Here is a 23,113-nt window from a genome sequence, read left to right as displayed (position 1 = left end):
ATTATATAATTGTGGCTGTTATATTAATCTGTGCCTATTTTGTGCTAAGGCTTTCTACTGTTTCCTTGATGATTTCATATGCTTTATCGCAGTCTGCCTCTGTAAGAATAAGAGGTGGTACCATACGGATTATATGTGATCCGATAGCTGTTATAAGAAGCTTTCTGTCAAAACAACCGTGCTTTACATCTACGCCGCTTATTGTATCATCGAATTCCACACCAACAAGAAGTCCCTGATGTCTTACTTCCTTAACGTGTGGAAGCTTCTCTAACTTTGCACTGAAGTAATCACCCATTTTCTTGGCATTGTCAGCAAGATTTCTGTCAAGAAGCTCATTAACCTCTGCTAAAGCTGCTGCGCATGATACAGGATGTCCACCAAATGTTGTTCCGTGTGAACCTGCTGTAAATGCCTTTGATACTTCTTCTGTTGCACATATAGCACCTATTGGCATACCACCGCCAAGACCTTTTGCCATAGATACAATATCTGGCTTAATGCCATAATTCATATATGACATTACTGCACCTGTTCTGCACCAGCCTGTCTGAACCTCATCGATAAGAAGAAGCATATCGTGTTCATCACAGAACTTTCTAAGACCTGTCATAAATTCCTTAGTTGCCGGGTGTACACCGCCCTCGCCCTGTACAGGTTCAATCATTATAGCGATTGTATTCTCTGTGCAGGCATCTTCAAATGCCTTAAGATCATTGTATGGTGCATATGAAAATCCATAAGTCATAGGTCCGAAACCTACCTGACAAGCATTGCCTGGCTGACCTGTTGCAGACATAGCACCGAATGTTCTTCCGTGGAAACCGTCCTTAGCTGTTACTATATGATAACGGTTTGGTCCGTATTTTTCAACACCATACTTACGAGCCATCTTAATCATTGCCTCATTGGCCTCTGTACCTGAGTTCTGGTAAAATATTTTATCCATACCAATTGTCTTACATACCTTCTCAGCAAGTAATGCCTGTGGAATTGTATAAGGATAATTAAATGTATGCATTATGTCCTCAACCTGATCCTTAACTGCGGCAACAACCTTTTCATTACAGCTTCCTGCATTATTAACTGCAATACCTGCGTAAAAGTCAAGATATGGTGTCTTATTCTCATCATAAAGATACATATCTTTTGCGGTTTCAGCAAGAAAATCGAAACGCTCATAAGTTTCAATCATATACTTGTTAACCTTGTCCTTAATATCCTGTGCTGTCAATCCTGTATCCTTTAACTTCATAATAATCCTCCATTCCTGTGTCATTGGTATGGCACATATACGTTTTTTACAAATCAAAAAGGCAAAGGCTCGAACAACTTTCGTTGTAACGGCGCCTTTGCCTTTAATTAATTCGTATATTTATTTAACACTGATAAAATAACACACAATATATTGTATGTCAACATTATAATCTTACAATTATATTAACTTTTACTTAATTATATTAACTATCAAAAAGTGAATTATTTACAAGAAATACAATCGTATATATGCTGTGCAGTTATCTGTATCTGTGTGATAACAATCATTAACATACATTGCACTTCCTGCTATTATACATACTAATACTGCTATTAATATGCCTGTTATAATCTTTTCTTATTTAGCTTCATACTTTTCAATTGCCTCAATTACTGTCTTAAGTGCTTTTATTCTTGCATACTTCTTATCGTTAGACTCAAGTATGTGCCACGGAGCATATGACGTGTTAGTCTTTTCTAACATCTCATTAACGGCTTCCTCATAGCTGTCCCACTTCTCCCTGTTACGCCAGTCCTCATCAGTGATTTTCCAACGTTTCTCTGGTGTATTCTCTCTTTCCTTAAATCTGGCAAGCTGTGTATCCTTATCTATCTGAACCCAGAACTTTACAATAATTGCTCCCCAGTCGGAAAGTTCTTTCTCAAATTCATTAATCTCAACATAGGCTCTCTGCCAGTCATTCTTACTGCAAAAACCCTCAAGACGTTCAACCATAACCCGTCCATACCAGGTCCTGTCAAATATTGCAACGTGTCCTGTCTTTGGAAGCCGGTTCCAGAATCTCCAAAGGTAATGTCTTGATTTCTCGTGTGGTTCAGGACTTGCTATTGGGTGCACTTCATAACCTCTTGGGTCAAGTGCTTCTGTTATTCTCTTGATATTTCCGCCTTTTCCTGCCGCGTCCCAGCCTTCATATGCAATTATAACTGGTATCTTCTTTCTATATAATTCATTATGAAGCTCCTTTAAACGCTTCTGATAAAGGTCAAGAAGCCTTTCGTATTCCTCATCTGTAAGGCTTTTATCAAGGCTAACCTCATCTAACCTGCTTATTGGCTTTAATGGGAATGCATTCTGAAGAAGCGGAACTGACAGTGCACTGTTGGCAAATGCTGTGTCAATGCCCTGTACTATAGTCTCTAGTATCTGTAACTGTGCCCACTTCTTATCCTTCGCATCTACTATATACCAGGGTGCTGTCGAATGATTGGTATCACACAGAAACTGGTCATACACTTCCATACATTCATCATAATGCTTATTCTGCCATCTGTCGTGCTTACTTACTCTCCATGCTGTATTCTTATCTTCCACTAACTTCTTTAATCGCTTCTTCTGCTCCTTCTTATCAATATTAAAGAAGAACTTAAGCAGGAGATATCCATTATCCGTAAGCTGTCGTTCAAATCTTTTAATACTCTCTATCCTCTTCTTATATTCTTCCTCTGAAAGCTCGCCGCTTAACTTCTGGCTTGTAACCTCTGACATCCAGCCGCTGTCCATAAACACGAACTTTCCTGCCTCTGGAATTTTTACAAAATGTCTGTAAAGGAACGGCTTTCTTTTCTCCTCCTCTGTCGGTTCGTCCATAACTGCAACCTTGAAAAAACGTGGATCTATATTCTTAATTAACTTTCCAAGCACACTTCCTTTTCCTGCCGCACCCCAGCCCTCAAGCAGTACGATTACTGGAAGCTTCTTTTCTTTCATAGCAATCTGCTGTTGTAAAAGGCTGTTCTTTGCATTGGCAAGTCTTTTATCCACTTCCTCTGCTGTTGGCTGTTCTACCTTGTTCCAATCTTTTAACATAATCAAATCCTCCAATCTAACCCACTTTTTATAAGTATTATAACAGAATATAAGACAAATTAACAGTATAAAAGCCACATCAAAACTATTCCTGTAATCAGGAACATTTCCTCTGACGTGGCTTAATTATTTAATATATTATCTGATATTATTCTTACTATTTATCCAGTAATTTAGATGATACTGCTTATCTTGTTAATCAGCTATTACTTATCTGACTTATCAGCATCATCAAAATTTAATCTTTCTTCCTCAACAACTAATGGTCTGTTCATAAGTCGCTGGTTCATACTTAATATATATTCTCCCATAAGACCTATGAATATAAGCTGTAATGAACCTAATATGCTGACAAGGAGAATAAGAGGAACCATCCCAGCTGTAAATCTGTTCCAGTATACAAGCTTAAGAACAAGGTATACAATTCCAACAATTATGCTGACAAGACCAAAGAATCCACCAACAAATGTTGCAAGTCTTAATCCAAGCTTAGTATATGATGTAAAGCTTAACATTGCAGCATCATAAAGGGTAAAGAAATTATTATGTGTCTTTCCTGCTCTTCTCTGTGCCTGTGTATACTCAATCTCAGTTCTCTTAAACCCTAATTCTCCAACAACACCTCTTAAAAATGGGATTGGATCTTTCAAATCCCTCATAACCTGTACAAATGACTTGTCATATAAACCAAAACCTGTAAAATGCTCTATCTGTTCAACAGAAGACATTTTTTTAATAAGCTTGTAATAACAGGTTCTTAAGAAATACATTATCTTGCTTTCTTTACTGCTTGACTTTACTGCACATACTATCTTATAGCCCTTTTCCCATTCTGCTACAAGTCTTGGAATTACATCAATAGGGTCCTGAAAGTCTGCACATACTGGTATTGTACAATCGCCATCTGTATTAATAATACCATAATATGGAGAATTAAACTGTCCAAAATTCTTAGCATTAAATATTGCCTTAATCTTCTTATTACCCTCACATAACTGTCTTAACTTAACTCTTGTTGTATCAGTTGAGTCGTTATCAATAAATGTTATGTCATAATCATACTGTGGCAGATCCTTTGCAAACATCTCTATCAACGCTTCGCTGAGAGGTATAACATTTTCTTCCTCATTATAACAAGGTACCATAATACTAATCTTCTTCATCTTAATCTCCATTCTTACTTCTTTATTACATCTAAGATATTATAAATTCTGTGTTCTACACCATTCTATTGTCTCTTTTATACCATCTTCAAAAGAATACCTTGGCTCAAATCCAGTGTCTTCTCTTAACGCTGTAATATCTGCACACAAGTACATTACCTGTAAAGGACCATATGGAATATCTCCATATCCTATTGTGACATTTTTATTGGCATTTTGTCCTATAATATCAATATATTCTTTTAATGGTCTTGCTTTACCGCTTCCTATGCAGTATGTTCTACCGTCTGTACCTTTCTCACCAAGTAATCTCATTGCTAATGCTGCATCCTTTGAATAAAGGAAATCCCACATCTGCTCACCCTTAGTACAAGATGGCTTTTCTGAATTAAGAAGCTTGTAAATAGTGCTCATAACCATTGTATTCTCACCATCATAAGGACCATATATGCTAAGTATCCTTGTCCATATATGACGCATTCCCTTCTGCTTACAGGCAATTCTTGTCATCTGTCCAGCACATAACTTGGCAATCCCATAACCATTTTCAGGAAATGCAGGAACACTCTCATTCAAAGAGCCTTCATATCTGCCATATTCAGCCTGTGAACCAGCACCTATAAAAGTATCACAGCCAAGTGCAAAAGCAGCTTCAACCGCATCAAGTGCATATTTTACATTAAGATTTTGTCCATACATATTATTTCTGCTGTTGCCAAATGTTCCGTCCCAGCCAAAATGATAGAACACATCAGCTCCCTCTCGAATAAGCTCTGGCAGTTTATTAAGCTCTGACAAATCGCAGTCAACACGCTTTACCATATCACTTGTCTTAATTCTGTCTGCACGTCTTGAACCCGGTCTTACAACAGCAACAACCTCTACTCCGTTAGATACAAGTTCATTAATCAGTGCTAATCCAATAGAACCTGTAGGTCCTGTAATTACCGCTCTTTTCATTAAAATCCCCATTTCTATATACTGGTTTCTATATTTATCCTGATATGGGACAGCAAGACTATCATTACTGATATTTACGCTGTCCCAATGAATGATTATAAATTATCAATTACAGTTATGCAAGATGATTGCTTTCATATTCTTCCCTGTCAAGGAATGGTGCCATATCATCAACTGCCGCTGATACTATCTTTCCGTCTGGAAGTACCTTTGAACTTGACTTTGGTGCAAAATTCTGGTGCCAGTCTACAACTACCTCACAGAATACAGGACCCTTATGGTTAATAACTTCATCTATAGTTTCATTAATGCCATCAAGTCTGTCTATTCTGTAATAAGGAATATCAAAAGCTGGTATTACTCTTGAGAAGTCTGGTGTGCTAAGACCATATCCTCCACCAATTCCTACATATGGCTGTCCCTTAAACAGATTAGTCTGTGTCTGTCTGATAGAATGATATCCATTATTATTAATAAGGAATATCTTGATATCAAGATTATTGTATACAATAGTCTGTAACTCCTGCATATTCATCATAAAGCTTCCATCACCCTCAACACAGATAATTCTCTTATCTGGTTCTGACACGCTTGCTCCTACTGCTGCTGGAAGTCCATAACCCATTGCCGCACAACCCGAATTAGTATATAATCTCTGACCCTTCTTAATATCAGCCGCCTGAAATGTTATAACACACGCCGCACCATTACTGCACACAACACTGTCATCTTCATTTAATTCCTCAAATAACTTTGTTGTGAACACATATGGATTTAAGCCGTCTTTATCTTCATAATATTCTGGAAGTGTGGCTGGATACTTCTTATCTAATTGTCTGCACCAGTCAACCCATTCCTTATGGCTGTTATTCTTCTCATATTCTGCCTCGTTAACAGACTTGAAGAAATCCCTTAAATCTGCGTGAACAGGATAATCAACCTTCACTGTTGGCTTATTAAGCTCTGCATCATCTATATCAACAACTATCTTATAAGCATTTTTGCCAAAATCGCCAAAATTATATCCTATCATACGGATATTCATTCTACAGCCTAATACAATAAGTAAATCTGCGTTCTGAACTATGAAATTACCTGCCCTTGTACCTACTGTACCAGGTCTTCCACAATATAATGGGTGCTCATCCCATATAATATCGTGTGCGTCCCACGCTGTAACAACTGGAATTCCAAGCTTATCTATACATTTAATGAATTCATTCTGCTGGTTAGCGTGTCTTATAGCTGTTCCTGCAAGTATTACAGGTCTTTTAGCTTCTTTAATCTTCGCAAGCACATCCTTAGTATACTGTTCATCATATACCGGATTATCCTGATTAAATGATGCCCAGTGCTCATCAATATAACCCTGCTTGTCAAAGCCCTCTAAATCGTCTGTTTCAATAAATGTTGAGGCAACATCGCCAGGAATATCGAGCCATACCGGACCCGGACGTCCATTAAGCATAAGAAACCAAGCCTTCTCAACTTCTTTTCTTATACTCATAGGATCTGTAATCATCTTGGCATACTTAGTCATAGTAGATACTGCTGATGTAATATTAACTTCCTGATCACCAAGCTGACGAAGCGGAAGGTTAGTTGACCATACTGTTGTCTCTCTTTTAGCCTGTCCGGTAACAACAAACATTGGAATAGAATCAACATATGCACCGAATACACCTGTAATTGCATTAGTTCCGCCAGGACCACCAGTTACACATACAGGAGCAATTTTTCCTGTCTGTCTTGTATAACCTTCTGCAGCAATTGTACAAGCCTGTTCGTGATGATTATAAGTAATCTTTAAGCCTTCCTGATGTCCAAATGCATCATTAAGGTGCATAGCTGCTCCACCAGTTATCATAAACATATCGGTTACACCCTGCTTAACAAAGAATTCTGATATATATTTTGCAACTTTCATTCTCATAATGTTTATCCATCCTTTTAATAATATTCTATCTTTATATTAAATTAAGCAGGTCTAAAGGCATTGCCGCCGCTCCTACTGCCTTGAACTTGTATACATCTTCTGGTGCCCTGAAATCAAATCCATAGGTTACACCTATGAAATCCATGCCAATCTTTTCTGCACCGATAGCATCGTGACTGCTGTCACCAATCATAACTGCATTAGAATAATCAGTAACTCCTAAGTCAACCATACATTTCTCGATAATATCAACCTTTTTTAACTTATTATTATGGTCAGCACCATATAATATATTAGTATACTTATCAAATCCAAAATGCTTTAAAATTGCCTCAGCATAATCCTGTCTTTTATAAGTTGCTACCGCAAGCTTTACATTTCTTTCCATAAGCTTGTCAAACACTTCATATATTCCATCATATGGAACTGCCTTAAGAAGCTCATAATCCTTATATCTGTTTCTAAAGCAGGTTGCAATGTCCTGTAATATATCTCCACTAAGATTATATGCTTTAGCGAATGAGTCCTGAATTGGTGGTCCGATAAATGTCTTTAAAACATCCTCACTTAATGGCTCAAATCCCATCTTATCTATTGTATATTTTACTGATGCAAGAACTCCTTCTGTTGTATCAAGAAGTGTTCCGTCTACATCAAATACCGCTATCTCATATTTTCCCATAGTTATTTCCTTTTTCTTGTGATATTTATATGATAAAACCGCATTTTCCTAAAATCAACTTTAATATATATAATGAATTATCACCAGCTTCATCTGAGCCAGTAGTATTCTTGAATTCTTCTTTATCAAATACATAATCAAAATGGTCACCATTATTAGGCGTAACATCACTTAATGTAATAATCTTTACTGTATCTGGTCTGTCTGATAACTGTGCTGACAGATTAACATAGCTTTTACTGTCACTGATAAATACATACTCATCCAGCTGGTCTGATTTATCATCTATGCCTTTATCAGTCAGACTGTCAAACGATATCGTAATATCTTTAGCAAGACTGTTAACCCATATTACCGTTCCCTTATAAATTCTGTTATCATCTGATACTGTTACTTTGCTGTCATCTACATCAGGCTTAACCATAATATCCTGATTAACCCCAGCACTTTTTATAATGATATTCTGATTATATAAATCTTTCTTTAAATTATTATATGATTCATCTGAAATATCTGTAATTATTTTCTTGTAATTATCATATAACTGCTTTATAAACTGCTCATCATACATAAGCTGCTTATCTTCACTCTTAGCAAGTTCAGATAATATTTCATTAATCTGCCTTATTGATAAGTTTTCCTTATCCATAAGATATGAAACATAGCTTGGATGACAGCTGTTAAATGCCGCCATATAAAAGAACATATTATAGCCCCAAGGCTTAGTTCTGTAAATATCCATAATATTACAGTTCAAGGCTTCCAAAATCTGGCTTATATCATAATTCTTATTATAATAATCATTAAGGTGCATAGCCAGAAGCTCTATCGGACAATTACCTGCACTTTTCCCCATCCCATATACTGTAGCATCTACAAGTACATCTCTTTTCGTATTACATAGAAGCATTTCCTGACAATTAGCAAATGCTCTCTGGAAATTATTGTGCGAATGATATCCAAGACTTATATTTTCCTTTAACCCCTCATCAAGCATATAAAAATAATGCAAAATGCTATCCTTCTGCAACAGACCATATGTGTCAACCATTGATACTGCATATGGCTCTATATCATTAGCAAGCTTTATTAAATCCTGCAATTCTTCATCATTATAGCTTGTAATTGAAACAAGCTGTACAAATACCTTATAACCAAGTGCTTTTACCTTGGCACAGTATTCAACAGCTTCTTTTCTTTTATCTTTTTTAAATATTACCCTTATTCCATCTAATATGGACTCATTACAAGGCTGAAGGTTAGACAGACTACAAGTACCGTAGTCTATCATACCTACAACCATAGTATCTTTATGGTTACATTTACCATATACTTCTTCAAAGCTTCTGGTATCAGGAAGGATACTTCTATTGATGTCGAACTTTCTTCTTTCATCAATAAATCCAACTTCTACTATATCAATTCTGGCATTTACAAGCCTTTCAAATATACTTATTAAATTATTATGACCGAAATTCCAGTCATTAACATATCCACCATCTCGTAATGTACAATCTAATAGCTGAATTCTACCCAAGTTACTTACCTTCCATCATAATTAGTTAATTACTTTTTGCCAAATGCCCAAAGCTTATTCATAAAGAAGTTGATAGGAATACTTATAACAAGATTAATAATAGGTGCTAACATTTTGCTTATATGAAGAACTGATACCCACAATACTGATAATATATTATTAAGAATCAATCCTGTAAATCCATAAGAAACATATGTCTTAAATAATGCTGCCCATATATTTCTTTTTTCGCCTTCTTCTTTCTTAAATACAAACTTGTTATTCCAGTAAAATGACCAAAGAACACTAAGTAACCAGGAAACAATGTTCGCAATGATATAATCAAACTTTACACCGCTCTTAGATACAAGCAAAAGTGTTACAACATAAAGTAAATAAGAAATAATTGTATTAGACACACCTACTAATCCAAACTGTAAGAATTCCTTGAATGTCTGTCTTTTCTTGTCTGTTAAGTCCTTTTTGATAATCTTAAAAAGCAGCTCAACAAAAAACATATAAATTTTTTCAATAAAACCGTATATTGTCTTACCCATATTAATGTACTTTCCTTATGACCATAAATTACTGATTAACAGCTTCCTTGATTGTCTTAGCCATATAATCAATCATCTCATCTGTCATTCCTGGATATACACCTACCCAGAATGTATCTCTCATAATTCTGTCTGTGTTGTCAAGAGTTCCTACTACTCTGTAGCCTTCTCCTGTTGCTCTCATCTCATCAAAGCAAGGGTGCTTTATAAGGTTACCAGCAAAGAGGTTTCTTGTCTGGACACCGTGGCTTTCGATATATTCTACGATTGCCTTTCTGTCAAGACCTTCTTTTACTGTAATAAGGAAACCAAACCAGCTTGGTCTTGAATTATCACAAGGAACTGGAAGAATTACCTTATCTTCAATATCAGCAAGTGCTGCTCTTAATCTGTCAAAGTTATGTCTTCTTCTCTCAACAAATGAAGGGAACTTCTCAAGCTGTGCACAGCCTACTGCTGTCTGCATATCTGTTGCCTTGAGATTATAACCAAAATGTGAATATACATACTTATGGTCATATCCTAATGGAAGCTCGCCATACTGCTTATCAAATCTGTGTCCACAGAGATTATCCTTACCAGAAGGACATACGCAGTCACGTCCCCAGTCTCTGAATGAACGGATACACTTGTTAAGAAGTGGGTTGTTAGTATATACGGCACCACCTTCACCCATTGTCATATGGTGTGGAGGATAGAAGCTGCTTGTTCCTATATCACCGATTGTACCTGTGAACTTCTCTTCTCCATTAATTGTATATTTTGAACCAAGTGCATCACAGTTATCTTCTACTAACCAGAGATTGTGCTTATCACAGAATTCCTTAACTGCTGATAAATCAAATGGATTACCAAGTGTATGTGCAATCATAACAGCTTTTGTCTTATCTGAATATGCTTCTTCAAGCTTTGTTACATCAATATTGTACTGTGGAATTGTAACGTCTACAAATACAGGAACTGCACCATACTGGATAGCTGGAGTAACTGTAGTTGGGAAACCAGCAGCAACAGTGATAATCTCATCACCTCTGTTAATTCTTCTCTCACCAAGAAGTGGTGATGTAAGTGCCATAAATGCGTTAAGGTTAGCTGATGAACCTGAGTTGACAACTGATACATACTTTACATTAAGGTATTCACCGAGCTTCTTTTCAAACTCATCTGTATAACGTCCTGATGTAAGCCAGAATTCAAGTGCTGAATCAACAAGATTCATCATTTCCTTGCTGTCATACACACGGCTTGCGTATGATATTCTGTCTCCCTCTTTGTACTGTTTCTGGTTATGATACTTCTTGCAGTACTCATCTACCATTGCAAGAATTTCTTCTCTTGCTTCTAATTCATTCTTATTATCAAACATTATTTATCCTCCATAATTAATTATTCTGCAAAGAATTCGTCTATCTGCATATCCATACATTTAACTACATCGCCATTAGCCGCATATACCTTTGACCATTCAACTGACTTTTCAATAGCTGTATCAAAGTTCCAGCGTGGTTTCCAGCCAAATGTTGTCTTTAACTTAGAGCAGTCAAGCTTTAAGAAATTAGCCTCGTGTGGACCTCCGTCATACTTGTTAACCCATTTAAGTCCTTCGCCCCATTTATTACAAAATGTGTCTACAAGAACTCCTGTTGTTATACAATCGCTTTCATCTGGACCTACGTTATAGAAATCAGCATACTTCTTATCTTTGAACTGTTCCATAGCTATCATAAGATAAGCTGCAAGTGGTTCTAATACGTGCTGGTATGGTCTTGTTGAATGTGGGTTACGTACAACTATATCTTCCTTCTTAATAGCTGCTCTTACACAATCTGGCACAATTCTGTCATTGGCAAAATCACCGCCGCCGATTACATTACCAGCTCTTGCTGTTGATACAGATACATCCATATCATTGAAGAATGAATTGATATAACTGTGTGTAACAAGCTCTGAGCAGGATTTACTGTTAGAATATGGATCATATCCGTCAAGTGGTTCATTTTCCCTATAACCCCATGCCCATTCATTATTATGGTATACCTTATCAGTAGTTACATTAAGGAATGATTTAACACAAGGGTTAAGTCTTACACATTCACATATATTAACTGTACCCATAACATTAGTTTCATAAGTGTATACAGGGTCTTTATATGAATCCCTTACAATAGGCTGTGCAGCAAGATGTAATACTATCTCAGGCTGTACTTCCTTAAACACTTCCTTTAAATGTGCTAAATCTCTTATATCACCTATAACAGAATTAATATTGTTCTCAACGTCTGCCATTGAAAAAAGATTAGGATCCGTAGGTGCTTCAAGTGAATATCCTGTAACCTCTGCTCCTGCTTTTACAAGAATTCTGCAAAGCCAAGAACCCTTAAATCCTGTATGTCCTGTAACAAGAACTTTTTTGCCTTTATAAAAACTTAAATCCATCTTTATATCTTATCCCTTCCTGATAATAATTACCATTTTTTCCAAGGAGCTGTTCCTGTGCTAAGATACTTCTCAAGCATATCCATTTCTCTCTTGTTATCCATACACTGCCAGAAGCCATTGTGCATATAAGACATAAGTTGTCCTTCCTTAGCAAGCTTCTCAAGTGGATCTTTCTCAAATACTGTGTTATCACCTTCAATATAATCAAATATTTCAGGATTAAGTACCATATAACCAGCATTGATTGGTGCACCATCCATAACACTCTTCTCTCTGAAAGACTTAACAGCATTATCTCCGCCAATATCAAGAACACCCTTCTGCTGTTCAAGCATAACTGATGTAAGAGTAGCAATCTTTCCGTGTTCCTTATGGAACTCTACAAGCTTTGATATATCAACATCACATACGCCATCACCATAAGTCATAAGGAAAGGTTCATTACCTACATACTTCTGTACTCTCTTAATTCTTCCACCTGTCATAGTATTAAGTCCTGTATCAACTACAGTTACCTTCCAAGGCTCACAATGCTGTTCGTGGATTATCATATCATTAGAACCTTTAGTAAAGTCAAATGTAATATCACTATTATGAAGGAAATAATCAGCGAACCATTCCTTTATTACATACTGCTTATAACCAGCACATATAATAAATTCATTAAATCCATAATATTCATATTCTTTCATAATATGCCAAAGAATTGGCTTACCGCCAATCTCAATCATTGGCTTTGGCTTAAACTGGCTTTCTTCACTTATTCTTGTTCCGAAACCACCAGCTAATAATACAACCTTCATACTGTTCCTCCAGTCTTTTTTAAGTATATTTAATATCCTTTTATATTTTTCATCAATCCACACTTCTCCAATGCTCAAGTGTTTCTTTAAGAGTCTGCTCTAATGAAATAACCGGCTGCCAGCCGACTTCACTCTTAATCTTGTCTATGTCAGGTTCTATAATTGGAACATCTACAGGGCGTAGCTTATTCTCATCAACCTTAACCTCAATGGCTGTATCAGACATTGCTACTATCTCATCAAGTATCTGACTGATTGCAATTGCGTGTCCAGTTCCTACATTATATGTCTCTCCACGTCTGCCATGTTCAACAAGAAGTGCATAGGCCTTTACTACATCTCTTACATCTGTAAAATCTCTCTTGGCACTTAGATTACCAACATATATAACTGGCTCCTGTCTGCCTTTCTCAATATCTGCAACCTGCTTGCAGAAATCAGCTACAACAAACATAGGTGTCTGGTTAGGACCTATATGGTTAAATGCCCTTACCATCATTATATCAAGGCCATAAGCATCAGAATATATCTTTCCCAACATATTCTGGCATGCCTTTGTAGCGGCATATATATTGCCTGGACGAACTGTATTATCTTCAACAATCGGACATTCACCCTCTTTGATATGTCCGTATTCTTCACCCGAACCTATAAGAAGTACTCTTGGCTTTTTATCAAGCTGTCTTACAGCATCAAGAAGATTAACACAGCCTTTTATATTAACATCAATTGTAAGCGTTGGATTCTTCCACGAATATGCAACTGATGACTGTGCAGCAAGATGAAATATATAATCAGGCTGTTCAGCCTTAAGCAATTCTACTATCTGTCCAATGTCAAGAATATCAAGATTCTTAACAACTGCATTATCCATAACAAGCTGTTCTTTCTCTGTCTTAGTAACTGTAACCTCGTATCCACAATCATCAGTAAGATGTCTTACAAGATATGGACCGACAAAACCGCCTCCGCCAATTACTAATGCTTTCATATATTACCTCATTTCTGATAATCAAATATTGTCAGGACAGAATCTCTGCCCTGACTCCTCGTAACATTTAACATTTATTAGTTATTAGCTTCTGCTTCTTTCTTTACTAATTCAAGGTCATTCTTAACCATTCTCTCAACTAATTCCTGGAAAGAAATCTCTCTCTTCCAGCCAAGCTTTGCTTCTGCCTTAGCTGGGTTACCAATAAGAAGTTCAACCTCTGCTGGTCTGAAGAAGTCCGGATTAACCTTAAGTACAACCTTACCTGTTGCCTTATCCTTTGCTATCTCATTAACGCCTTCGCCCTCGAACTCAACTTCAATTCCTGCCGCAGCAAATGCTGTCTTGGCAAATTCTCTTACTGTTCTTGTCTCATTAGTAGCGATTACATAATCATCTGGCTCTTCCTGCTGTAAAAGTAACCACATAGCTCTTACATAATCCTTTGAATGACCCCAGTCTCTCTTTGCATCAAGATTACCAAGTTCAACATGATCCTGAAGGCCTAACTTAATACGTGCTACAGCATTAGTAATTTTTCTTGTAACGAACTCTTTTCCTCTTCTTTCTGATTCATGGTTAAAAAGAATTCCTGAGCAGGCATACATGTTGTAGCTTTCTCTATAGTTCTTTGTTATCCAATGTCCATAAAGCTTAGCAACTCCATATGGGCTTCTTGGATAGAAAGGTGTATCCTCTGTCTGAGGGATTGCCTGTACCTTACCAAACATCTCTGATGTTGATGCCTGATAAAATCTGCACTCTGGCTTAACTATTCTGATAGCTTCAAGCATATTAGTTACACCGATAGCATCAATATCTGCTGTTGTACAAGGTGTATCCCATGATGTAGCTACAAAAGACTGTGCAGCAAGATTATATACCTCATCTGCCTGTGATATTCTCATAGCTGATATTAATGATACGATATCCTGCATATCTGCATATATAAAATGTATCTTATCCTTAATGTGGTCTACATTACCATAATCAACGACACTCTTCCTTCTCATAAGACCATATACGTTATAGCCTTTTTCAAGAAGAAGTTCTGCCAAATAAGAGCCGTCCTGTCCTGTAATACCTGTAATTAATGCATTTTTCATAATTCTACTCCATTCTTTAATTTAGTCTGCATATTTTATAAATATTCATTCTTTCCTGCTTCTCTTAAACTTGCAAGGACTTTCTTTATCTCTCCAGCATTCTCTTTAGTTGAAATAAGTGTCGCATCTTTAGTATCAACAACAATCATATCTCTTAAGCCTACTGTTGCTATAAGCTTGTCTGCTCCTTCAATTACACAGTTCTTTGTATTAACAGTAACAACATTGCCGTTGACAACATTGCCATCTTCATTGTTCTCTTTAATTCTACCGACTGCAAGCCAAGAGCCAACATCATCCCAGCCAAAATTACCAGCTAATGTATATATATCATCAGCCTTTTCCATAATTCCATAATCTACTGACTGTGATTCAAGGTCAGGGAACTCTTTCTCAAGTGTAGCCTGATAATCAGCTGTTCCAACAGAAGCCTTAATCTTCATAAGTCCATCATATGTTGATGGCATAAAGCTCTTAAAACAGTCAAGTATTGTTGAAACCTTCCATACGAACATACCTGAATTCCAAAGATAAGAACCATCTTCAAGATATGACTTGGCTGTTTCAAGGTCTGGCTTTTCAACAAACTTTTCAACTGAATAGCTCACACCTTCCTTGTTATCCTTATTATATTTGATATAACCATAGCCCGTCTCTGGATAATTAGGTGTAATACCTACTGTTACAAGATTAGCTCCGCTCTCAGCAACCTCACAGGCATTAACAAATGTATCTTTAAATATATCATTATGCTTAATAAGATGATCTGATGGAAGAACTATCATAACTGCATCATCATATTTAGATGCAACGTGTACCGCTCCAAGACCTATACAAGGTGCTGTATTTCTTCCTATTGGTTCACAGAGAATATTCTCTTCTGGAATACCTGGAAGCTGTTCTTTAACAAGCTCTCTATAATTAGCATTTGTTGCAATATATACATCTTTAATGTCAACTAATGGACTTATTCTTTCCACCGTAAGCTGAATCATCGTCTTACCGTCATCTGTTAATGACAAGAACTGCTTTGGAAGGTTCACTCTACTCCTTGGCCAAAATCTCTCGCCTTTTCCACCTGCCATTATCAATGCTGTTTTTTTCATGATATACCTCATTTCTTAAATAACTGAATATTTAACGTTTCAATATAGGCACACTACGCCTTTCTATAAGCTTTAAAATTATATCCCAACAGACCCTATTTGTCAATTTTTCCTGGCTTTATATTCACTGAATTATGGTCTTTGCATAACATTATCTTAACTTGTAGAAACTTAATGTGCCATCATTACTTACAATTGGTGAAATGCCAAGCTTTTCTGTAAGCTGGCTCTCTATCCTTCCAATAAACTCTTTATCATTCTCCCATTGGGCAGTTCTTTCTTGTGTCATAAGCCCCTTATCTGGATTTTGCTCTTTAACGCCTGCACACACTGCCAAGTCTATCTTTAATCAGTTCACTATTCCCTTAATTAATTATATTTATAATAATTTTATCAAACTGGACTTTATTATTCAACAATATGTATCTGTTTTATTAGACATTTTCTATATGATATTATATAATAAATCATTAGCTTTCCAGCAACGCCAACTGGCATTAAAGCTTTTATATTCTATAAATAATAGGAGATAATGTATGTCATATAACTTAATTAACCAGTTCAAAAAGGATAATAAAATAACACCTAAGGGTATCCTTTTTATTTTTATGCTGTTCGTTATTGTTGTACAGTCTGCAATAATTATTTACAGTAACTTATTTGAACTTGAACATCACCTTGGATTTGATGCTTCATCAGCTTATCTGCAGGCTGTTGAAATATGGAGATGTAAATCTTTAGTTCCATCAACCTTTGCACTGACAACTACTCTTGGTCTTGATTCACCGACTCCGCTTGCCGCACTTTTCTACGGCATTACAGGAAATATCTTTCTCGGATTTGGAATCGCCAATATTATACTTGATGTTGTAATAGCTGTTATATTCTATAACCTATTAAAGGAATTCAAATTATCCGCTTTTGAGATTGCTCTTGGATTTATCTTCCTTTTATGCCCATTTATGACACCAGACCATTTCATAGATAACAACCTTTCTTATTTTGCAATGGTTCTTGGCGAGCAGGGCTCTTACAGCGTAAAGATAATAACTATGCTTCTTTTATTATGGGTTGTCGTACAGTTAGAACACCGTAATAATAAAGCTTTACAGGCTGGCTCAGAAAATGTGTCGCACAACAATATCAAATTATATATATCAATTGTATTTGCAACACTTTTCTCTATGCTTACAGCAATTTCAAGTGGAATATATGTTGCTATTACAATATTAGTTCCTTGTGTGTTCTACTATGTCTTTAAGATTATCTATAAGAATTCTTTAAAGGTGCTTAAAGACTATGGCTTTATATTTACTATGGCACAGCTTGTATTAACATTTGCCTGCAAAGCCATATCAGGTCATATATTTGTTTTCCAGTCTAAAGAAAGCTCTATGGTATTAACAGGTATATATGAATTCTGGCACAACATAGGAAGTCTTATAATGGGATATCTGCAATTACTGTGTGGAATTTCTATTGAAACAACAACAAGCCTTTTCTCATTCAGGGGAATAATCCAGATATTATCCATAGGCTTTATATTATTCATATTAATTCTTATGGTAATATCTGTTAAACGCATTATTAAAGAAATAAAACAGAAGGATATCGACTTTACAGAGATAATTCCATATACAATAATATTAGTTAATATCGCAATATTCATATTCTCTTATACTTTATATGATGGATATTTTTTTGAATACCGCTACCTTATTATTGTATACCTTATGCAGATTGTAATATGCTTAAAGGCTATTAATAAGCTCAGTGATGAGCATATATTTAAAGCACTCATTACATTTGCAATATCATTCGTGCTCTTATGTGAAAGCGTTGGATTATTCAGGCTCTATCACGAAAAGACTATAGACTCCGATACTCTTGTTCCTCTTCTTGAAGAAGTCGATACTCTTGATGTTCCTATAGCATATGTATGGGGTACAACTTCTGCGCAAATGCAGATAGATGCAAGAAATTTCAGAATAATGGATCTTAATCTTGTATACAGAACACTTACTGATGATACTTATCAGAGAAGCAACCGCTGGGGCGATTATCTTTATTATGATGAAAACAGCCAGTGGACAGGAAGAACCGTGCTTATCACAACACTTGATGATTTGACAACACTTCCTGAATTTATAGTTAACAAATATACTTTTGTTAATAATTACGGCGATTATCTTATATATGTATCAGAAATCAATCCTTTTGATTTAACTGCATTCGATAATAACTGTACCAAAAATATTAATTTTATGTATTCAGAAGGCGTTGATATCGGAGAGGCTGAACTTGACAGTAATGGCTATCTTGTCGCTGATGATACTGTTTCTGGCAACATTATGAATATGACACTTCCTGGTGTTGAAAAAGGAACATATTCCGTTACAATAAACTACTCATCTGATGACAATAATTCAGATACTTATTTTGAAATATGTAACCTTGCTGATGACAGTGTTATTGCCAAGGCTTCTGCCTCAACAGATAATGAAACTATAATTAATAATATCGAAGTTAATGATACTTCTGATTTAATAATTAAATGCTTCAAAAAAGACGGCTACAGCCTGATATTAAAGAATGTGCATATTAACAGGAAATAGCTGGAATAAATCTTATATCAATAAAATCCCCTTATATATTGGAAATACAGCCAGTAAGATTTTTATCTTCTGGTCATACACCCAATATATAAGGGGTATTTTATAGTTATTATAATGTTTAAAACGCAACAAAATATTTTAACCGGACATAACCAATTAATAATTTAACCTCTATTATTAATTAACTGGAACCCAGTATTCAAGCACTGCTGAGCCTACTGTAAATTCATCTGATAATTCAAAGCGTTCATAGAATTTATCAAGATTAACACCTTTATCAGTTAAAGTATAATGTGCATTATAATCCATAATTATCGGCTCATCAATGTTATCAAGTTCATTCTGTAAATATTCCAATGACTGAGGATATACATCTAAATCTGCAAAGTCTATAAAATAATATCCACTATCCCAGCCAAGTTCGTAATATACCATAGGAATTGAAAATCCTATCGCCTTAGTGTCTTTAGCACATACATCCGCTATATGCTGTATCTCACTGTTATATACTTCTGTATTTCTCATATCTGACAGTTCATTACCGCCCTCAACATATGAATAGTTGTATACTCCTGCCGCACACATAGCAAGAAGTATCCCTGCTGACAATGCCGCAAAGCCTTTTAAGAGTATCGAAAGATATCCTGCCTTGCTCTTCTGGTAATTCTTTATACAATAATCTGCAAATACAGCAATCATAATCACTGTTGTAAAATGAACAATTGTAAGATTACCATACGCTGTACGGTTAATATAATATGTCATCTGCCCAAGTGCCATAACTGCAACAACTGCCATAAAGGCATCATATCTGCTGTCGTCAATATTCTTATCACCTGTATTAAGATTAGAATTAAAGAAGACATTCCCTATAAAAAACAGTCCAAAAAATGCTGTTATAAGCCACGCAACAATGCCTTTCTGGTATTCATATCTAAGATAATCAAAATAGTCTGAATTCATAAGTGGGAATATGAACTGCTTAATGCTTATAAAGCTTCCACCCATAAGAACATTGATAATTCCTGTAATAACCCACGCTCCTGCTATTGTTCCTATAAGTGCCAATACAACAATCAATGTGTTTGTATACAGACCTGCCTGTTTGAAATTATATTTTTTGACATTATCAATAATATAGTATGCTGCTACTGCTATAGTGTATACAATGCCTGTTTCAAAGTTCCATATTACTGATATCATAAGCAGACATACATTAATAATTATATATACAGGCTTATAACAGTATTTTCTCTTAACACCAAAGAATAAATAAGCGAGTATTATGCCTGCAAATAATGTTCTATGTGGTACAAGCTGGAAGTAAACTCCTGTATGCAGTGAACAATTAACAACAATAAGTGCAGTAACCGCCATTATTCTGACTGCATTGTTACTTACAAGTTCAATTATTACATAGGCAGCTGCCATATATGAAAATGCTGACAAGGCTGCCATAAGTATCATAAATGTATTAATACCACCACCAATAAGCTTTAATATTGGGGCTAATATAAGTGCATAATATCCATACACACCTGAATTAAGACCGCTTCTTGCAACACCATTAACCGCTGAATACACTGTATTAAAATACGCATCAAAATGATATACATTATAATCTGTTGAATACACATTAGGCAGATAAAATGAATAAGCATATATAAGCCCTGCTACTACCGCAAATAAATACAGATACACCTTATTCTTAACCGGTTGTACCACTGCATTTTCTTTCTTAATAACAGCAAGCATTATTATAAATATAGCTGTCAATGCAATCACAGTAATCTTTTCATTAGCGTGATACAGGTAATCATCTGCTGCCGGTCCGTCAAACAGATTAACCTCATTAAGATAACAGCCTATAAGTATGCCGAATACAACTAATATAATAAGAGCTGATATAACACTGTACACTTTATTATTACTGCCTGATAACTTTAATCTGTTCTTTACTGCCGGAATGTTCATAATAATACATACCAGCAGGCAGAACACAAGAAGAAATACAGCATATGGAATTATATTTGATGTAATCTTTCCACTGTATACAGGATTGCCCTCTATCTTATATACATACAGCTCAATGCCAGCTAATACAACAAGATATGCTATGCCTATGCTGAATATTTTTCTTATTAAATTATTCTCACTATTCATTATTATTAACTCTCTATTATTAACTCTTTATTACTGATTATTATTACAACCAGCTATTTTATATTCATAATTTCATTGTCTGATTTATTCTTCATCCAATAATGGTATAAACATAATCTCTTTAAGTTCTTCTCTTGATAAAAATGGAGCTAAATCCTCAAGTGGAGGACTTACAAGTGTTCCGTCCTCTAATCTCTTAGTACTGCTCTTTGGCTCCCATACCTGCTTGGTATCTGTAAATATTTCACAGAATACAGGACCATCTGCCTCTAATACCTTATCAACTGTTTCCATCATCTCTTTGTTAGATGAAGCACTGTAATAATCATAACCAAATGCTTCAGCAATCTTCTTGAATTCAGGGAAAGATAAATCTCCTGACTCTGGACCAATTCCTATTTTGCAATGCTCTTTAAACAGATTATTCTGTGTAAGTCTTATTGAATGATAACCATTGTTATTAATGAGGAATACTTTAATTGGAAGCTTGTTAGTAATTATTGTCTGGAGTTCCTGCAAATTCATCATAATACTGCCGTCACCCTCAAGGCATATAGTAGTTCTTCTGCCGCCACCGATACAAGTACCAATAGCTGCTGGAAGTCCGTATCCCATACTGGCAACAGCACTGTTGTTAGCCATTCTGCTGCCTTTTTTAATGACATAAGTCTGATTACCTACAACACAGCACGCCCCATTAGATACTGCTGTAAGGCTGTTCTCTGGAAGCTGGCTGCTTAAGTATTTAATAAATGCGTATACATTAGCTGTACTTCCATTTTCCTCCCATTGCTTTGGCTGTACAACAGGATATTCCTTTTTCCACTTCAATGTTGTACTGCACCACTCATCTCCTCTGAATACAGGTGCTATATCTGAAGCGTATTTATCAAGCTTTGTAAGGAAATCCTTTGCATCTGCCCATACTGGCATTTCAACGTGGATAGTTGGCTTCTTTAACTCAGCTTTATCTATGTCTACCATTATTACTTCTGCGGCTCTCGCCCAGGTCTTCCAGTTATATCCTGTCTGGCGGATTGATATTCTTGTTCCTACTGCTAATATAAGGTCAGAATTCTGTATAGCCCAGTTACCTGGTCTGTCACCCATATTACCAGCTCTTCCACAATAAAGAGGATTATCATCTTCAATAAGGTCAACTGCATTCCAATATGTCACGATAGGAATATTAAGCTTCTTGGCAACTGAACGGAACACATCATATGCACCCGAAAGTCTTATTCCATAACCTGCGTGAAATACTGGTCTTTTCGCATTCTTAATCTTTTCAAGAACAGCCTTGACAACGCTATCCTCAACAGGCGGTGGAAGCAGCTTATCATCTTCCTCTGGATCATAACCCCTTAATTCATCTGTTTCAATATATCCACCCTGATAATTAACCGGAATATCTATCCATACAGGACCTGGTCTTCCTGTTGTAGCAAGGTGCCATGCCTTCTCAAGAGCATATCTTATATCCTTAGGGTCTTCAATCATAGTTGCATATTTAGTCATATTAGATACTGACTTTACTATATCATATTCCTGATCACCCATAGCTCTTAACGGAGTTTCAGTATACGATAAGGCATACCTTGCTGTTGTATCATATCTTACCTGTCCGCTTATTATAAACATCGGTATTGAATCAAGCCAGCCGCCAACTACACCTGTAAGTGCATTAGTTCCACCCGGTCCAGTTGTAACACATACTGCTGCAATTCTGTTATCAATTCTTGCATAGCTTTCAGCCGCCATAGCACAAGCCTGTTCGTGATGATTATAAGTTACCTTAAGCCCTTCATTGTGTCCAAGTGCATCATTAAGGTGCATAGCTCCTCCACCTACTACAGAAAACACATCTGTAACACCGTGGCTTACAAGAAAATCTGCAACATAATCAGCTAAACGTATTCTCATATTCTAATCTCCATTCTATTAATCATTTTATAATTATTCTTATACTTTACAAATATTCGTATACT

The 23,113-nt window shown here is 35.9% G+C and carries 18 protein-coding genes; 1 reads left to right on the top strand and 17 read right to left on the bottom strand.

Annotated features, from left to right (window positions below; genetic code table 11):
* Positions 1-34: 34 nt before the first annotated feature.
* From C7390_RS03650 to C7390_RS03580, 15 genes are all read right to left on the bottom strand, one after another.
* A complete protein-coding gene (locus tag C7390_RS03650) occupies positions 35-1,255 on the bottom strand; it encodes an aspartate aminotransferase family protein (RefSeq protein WP_090139437.1) in 1,221 nt (406 codons plus the stop codon).
* 360 nt (positions 1,256-1,615) lie between these two features.
* Positions 1,616-3,088, bottom strand: a complete 1,473-nt coding sequence (gene pap, locus C7390_RS03645; protein WP_055175622.1) for a polyphosphate:AMP phosphotransferase — start codon at positions 3,086-3,088, stop codon at positions 1,616-1,618.
* A gap of 206 nt (positions 3,089-3,294) precedes the next feature.
* Positions 3,295-4,251 (bottom strand): glycosyltransferase family 2 protein, encoded by a 957-nt coding sequence (locus tag C7390_RS03640; RefSeq protein ID WP_022502948.1) that lies wholly within the window; start codon positions 4,249-4,251, stop codon positions 3,295-3,297.
* Positions 4,252-4,290: 39 nt separating this feature from the next.
* Complete coding sequence (locus C7390_RS03635; RefSeq protein ID WP_022502949.1) at positions 4,291-5,211, bottom strand: NAD-dependent epimerase/dehydratase family protein; 921 nt, start codon at positions 5,209-5,211, stop codon at positions 4,291-4,293.
* Positions 5,212-5,326: 115 nt separating this feature from the next.
* Positions 5,327-7,144 (bottom strand): thiamine pyrophosphate-binding protein, encoded by a 1,818-nt coding sequence (locus tag C7390_RS03630; protein WP_090139435.1) that lies wholly within the window; start codon positions 7,142-7,144, stop codon positions 5,327-5,329.
* Between the two features lie 34 nt (positions 7,145-7,178).
* Positions 7,179-7,829: an HAD hydrolase-like protein gene (locus C7390_RS03625; protein WP_022502951.1), complete on the bottom strand. Its 651-nt coding sequence runs from the start codon at positions 7,827-7,829 to the stop codon at positions 7,179-7,181.
* 25 nt (positions 7,830-7,854) lie between these two features.
* The gene (locus tag C7390_RS03620; RefSeq protein ID WP_116443627.1) at positions 7,855-9,366 is read right to left on the bottom strand and encodes an aldolase catalytic domain-containing protein; all 1,512 of its coding nucleotides are present in this window, start codon (positions 9,364-9,366) and stop codon (positions 7,855-7,857) included.
* A 29-nt stretch (positions 9,367-9,395) separates the two neighbouring features.
* Positions 9,396-9,902: a GtrA family protein gene (locus C7390_RS03615; protein ID WP_022502953.1), complete on the bottom strand. Its 507-nt coding sequence runs from the start codon at positions 9,900-9,902 to the stop codon at positions 9,396-9,398.
* Positions 9,903-9,930: 28 nt separating this feature from the next.
* The gene (gene rfbH / locus C7390_RS03610; RefSeq protein ID WP_116443626.1) at positions 9,931-11,268 is read right to left on the bottom strand and encodes a lipopolysaccharide biosynthesis protein RfbH; all 1,338 of its coding nucleotides are present in this window, start codon (positions 11,266-11,268) and stop codon (positions 9,931-9,933) included.
* A 20-nt stretch (positions 11,269-11,288) separates the two neighbouring features.
* Complete coding sequence (gene rfbG / locus C7390_RS03605; RefSeq protein ID WP_022502955.1) at positions 11,289-12,338, bottom strand: CDP-glucose 4,6-dehydratase; 1,050 nt, start codon at positions 12,336-12,338, stop codon at positions 11,289-11,291.
* Positions 12,339-12,367: 29 nt separating this feature from the next.
* Entirely contained in the window at positions 12,368-13,144 is a 777-nt protein-coding gene (rfbF, locus tag C7390_RS03600) for a glucose-1-phosphate cytidylyltransferase (protein WP_022502956.1), read from the bottom strand.
* Between the two features lie 52 nt (positions 13,145-13,196).
* Entirely contained in the window at positions 13,197-14,135 is a 939-nt protein-coding gene (locus C7390_RS03595) for a GDP-mannose 4,6-dehydratase (RefSeq protein ID WP_090139433.1), read from the bottom strand.
* Positions 14,136-14,212: 77 nt separating this feature from the next.
* A complete protein-coding gene (gene gmd, locus C7390_RS03590) occupies positions 14,213-15,241 on the bottom strand; it encodes a GDP-mannose 4,6-dehydratase (protein ID WP_022502958.1) in 1,029 nt (342 codons plus the stop codon).
* 35 nt (positions 15,242-15,276) lie between these two features.
* Complete coding sequence (locus tag C7390_RS03585; RefSeq protein ID WP_022502959.1) at positions 15,277-16,347, bottom strand: mannose-1-phosphate guanylyltransferase; 1,071 nt, start codon at positions 16,345-16,347, stop codon at positions 15,277-15,279.
* 151 nt (positions 16,348-16,498) lie between these two features.
* Positions 16,499-16,636, bottom strand: coding sequence for a hypothetical protein (locus tag C7390_RS03580; protein WP_318295548.1), 138 nt, complete (start codon positions 16,634-16,636; stop codon positions 16,499-16,501).
* A gap of 247 nt (positions 16,637-16,883) precedes the next feature.
* Between C7390_RS03580 and C7390_RS03575 the strand changes: the two genes are divergently transcribed.
* Positions 16,884-18,962: a hypothetical protein gene (locus C7390_RS03575; RefSeq protein ID WP_116443625.1), complete on the top strand. Its 2,079-nt coding sequence runs from the start codon at positions 16,884-16,886 to the stop codon at positions 18,960-18,962.
* A gap of 177 nt (positions 18,963-19,139) precedes the next feature.
* On the opposite strand, the gene C7390_RS03570 is transcribed toward C7390_RS03575, so the two are convergent.
* Positions 19,140-21,125: a hypothetical protein gene (locus C7390_RS03570; protein WP_022502961.1), complete on the bottom strand. Its 1,986-nt coding sequence runs from the start codon at positions 21,123-21,125 to the stop codon at positions 19,140-19,142.
* An 84-nt stretch (positions 21,126-21,209) separates the two neighbouring features.
* Positions 21,210-23,048 (bottom strand): thiamine pyrophosphate-binding protein, encoded by a 1,839-nt coding sequence (locus tag C7390_RS03565; RefSeq protein ID WP_022502962.1) that lies wholly within the window; start codon positions 23,046-23,048, stop codon positions 21,210-21,212.
* Between the last annotated feature and the right edge of the window lie 65 nt (positions 23,049-23,113).

Origin of the sequence: Bacteroides galacturonicus (assembly GCF_003096855.1) — a bacterium.
Classification (GTDB): Bacteria; Bacillota; Clostridia; order Lachnospirales; family Lachnospiraceae; genus Lachnospira; species Lachnospira rogosae.
Note: the sequence above shows the minus strand (reverse complement) of the source record. Positions and strands in the feature narration are given on the sequence as shown.

Coding starts and splice junctions, on each gene's coding strand:
- C7390_RS03650 (WP_090139437.1), bottom strand. CDS start 1,255: ATGAAGTTAAAGGATACAGGATTGACAGCACAGGATATTAAGGACAAG.
- pap (WP_055175622.1), bottom strand. CDS start 3,088: ATGTTAAAAGATTGGAACAAGGTAGAACAGCCAACAGCAGAGGAAGTG.
- C7390_RS03640 (WP_022502948.1), bottom strand. CDS start 4,251: ATGAAGAAGATTAGTATTATGGTACCTTGTTATAATGAGGAAGAAAAT.
- C7390_RS03635 (WP_022502949.1), bottom strand. CDS start 5,211: ATGAAAAGAGCGGTAATTACAGGACCTACAGGTTCTATTGGATTAGCA.
- C7390_RS03630 (WP_090139435.1), bottom strand. CDS start 7,144: ATGAGAATGAAAGTTGCAAAATATATATCAGAATTCTTTGTTAAGCAG.
- C7390_RS03625 (WP_022502951.1), bottom strand. CDS start 7,829: ATGGGAAAATATGAGATAGCGGTATTTGATGTAGACGGAACACTTCTT.
- C7390_RS03615 (WP_022502953.1), bottom strand. CDS start 9,902: ATGGGTAAGACAATATACGGTTTTATTGAAAAAATTTATATGTTTTTT.
- rfbH (WP_116443626.1), bottom strand. CDS start 11,268: ATGTTTGATAATAAGAATGAATTAGAAGCAAGAGAAGAAATTCTTGCA.
- rfbG (WP_022502955.1), bottom strand. CDS start 12,338: ATGGATTTAAGTTTTTATAAAGGCAAAAAAGTTCTTGTTACAGGACAT.
- rfbF (WP_022502956.1), bottom strand. CDS start 13,144: ATGAAGGTTGTATTATTAGCTGGTGGTTTCGGAACAAGAATAAGTGAA.
- C7390_RS03595 (WP_090139433.1), bottom strand. CDS start 14,135: ATGAAAGCATTAGTAATTGGCGGAGGCGGTTTTGTCGGTCCATATCTT.
- gmd (WP_022502958.1), bottom strand. CDS start 15,241: ATGAAAAATGCATTAATTACAGGTATTACAGGACAGGACGGCTCTTAT.
- C7390_RS03585 (WP_022502959.1), bottom strand. CDS start 16,347: ATGAAAAAAACAGCATTGATAATGGCAGGTGGAAAAGGCGAGAGATTT.
- C7390_RS03580 (WP_318295548.1), bottom strand. CDS start 16,636: ATGACACAAGAAAGAACTGCCCAATGGGAGAATGATAAAGAGTTTATT.
- C7390_RS03575 (WP_116443625.1), top strand. CDS start 16,884: ATGTCATATAACTTAATTAACCAGTTCAAAAAGGATAATAAAATAACA.
- C7390_RS03570 (WP_022502961.1), bottom strand. CDS start 21,125: ATGAATAGTGAGAATAATTTAATAAGAAAAATATTCAGCATAGGCATA.
- C7390_RS03565 (WP_022502962.1), bottom strand. CDS start 23,048: ATGAGAATACGTTTAGCTGATTATGTTGCAGATTTTCTTGTAAGCCAC.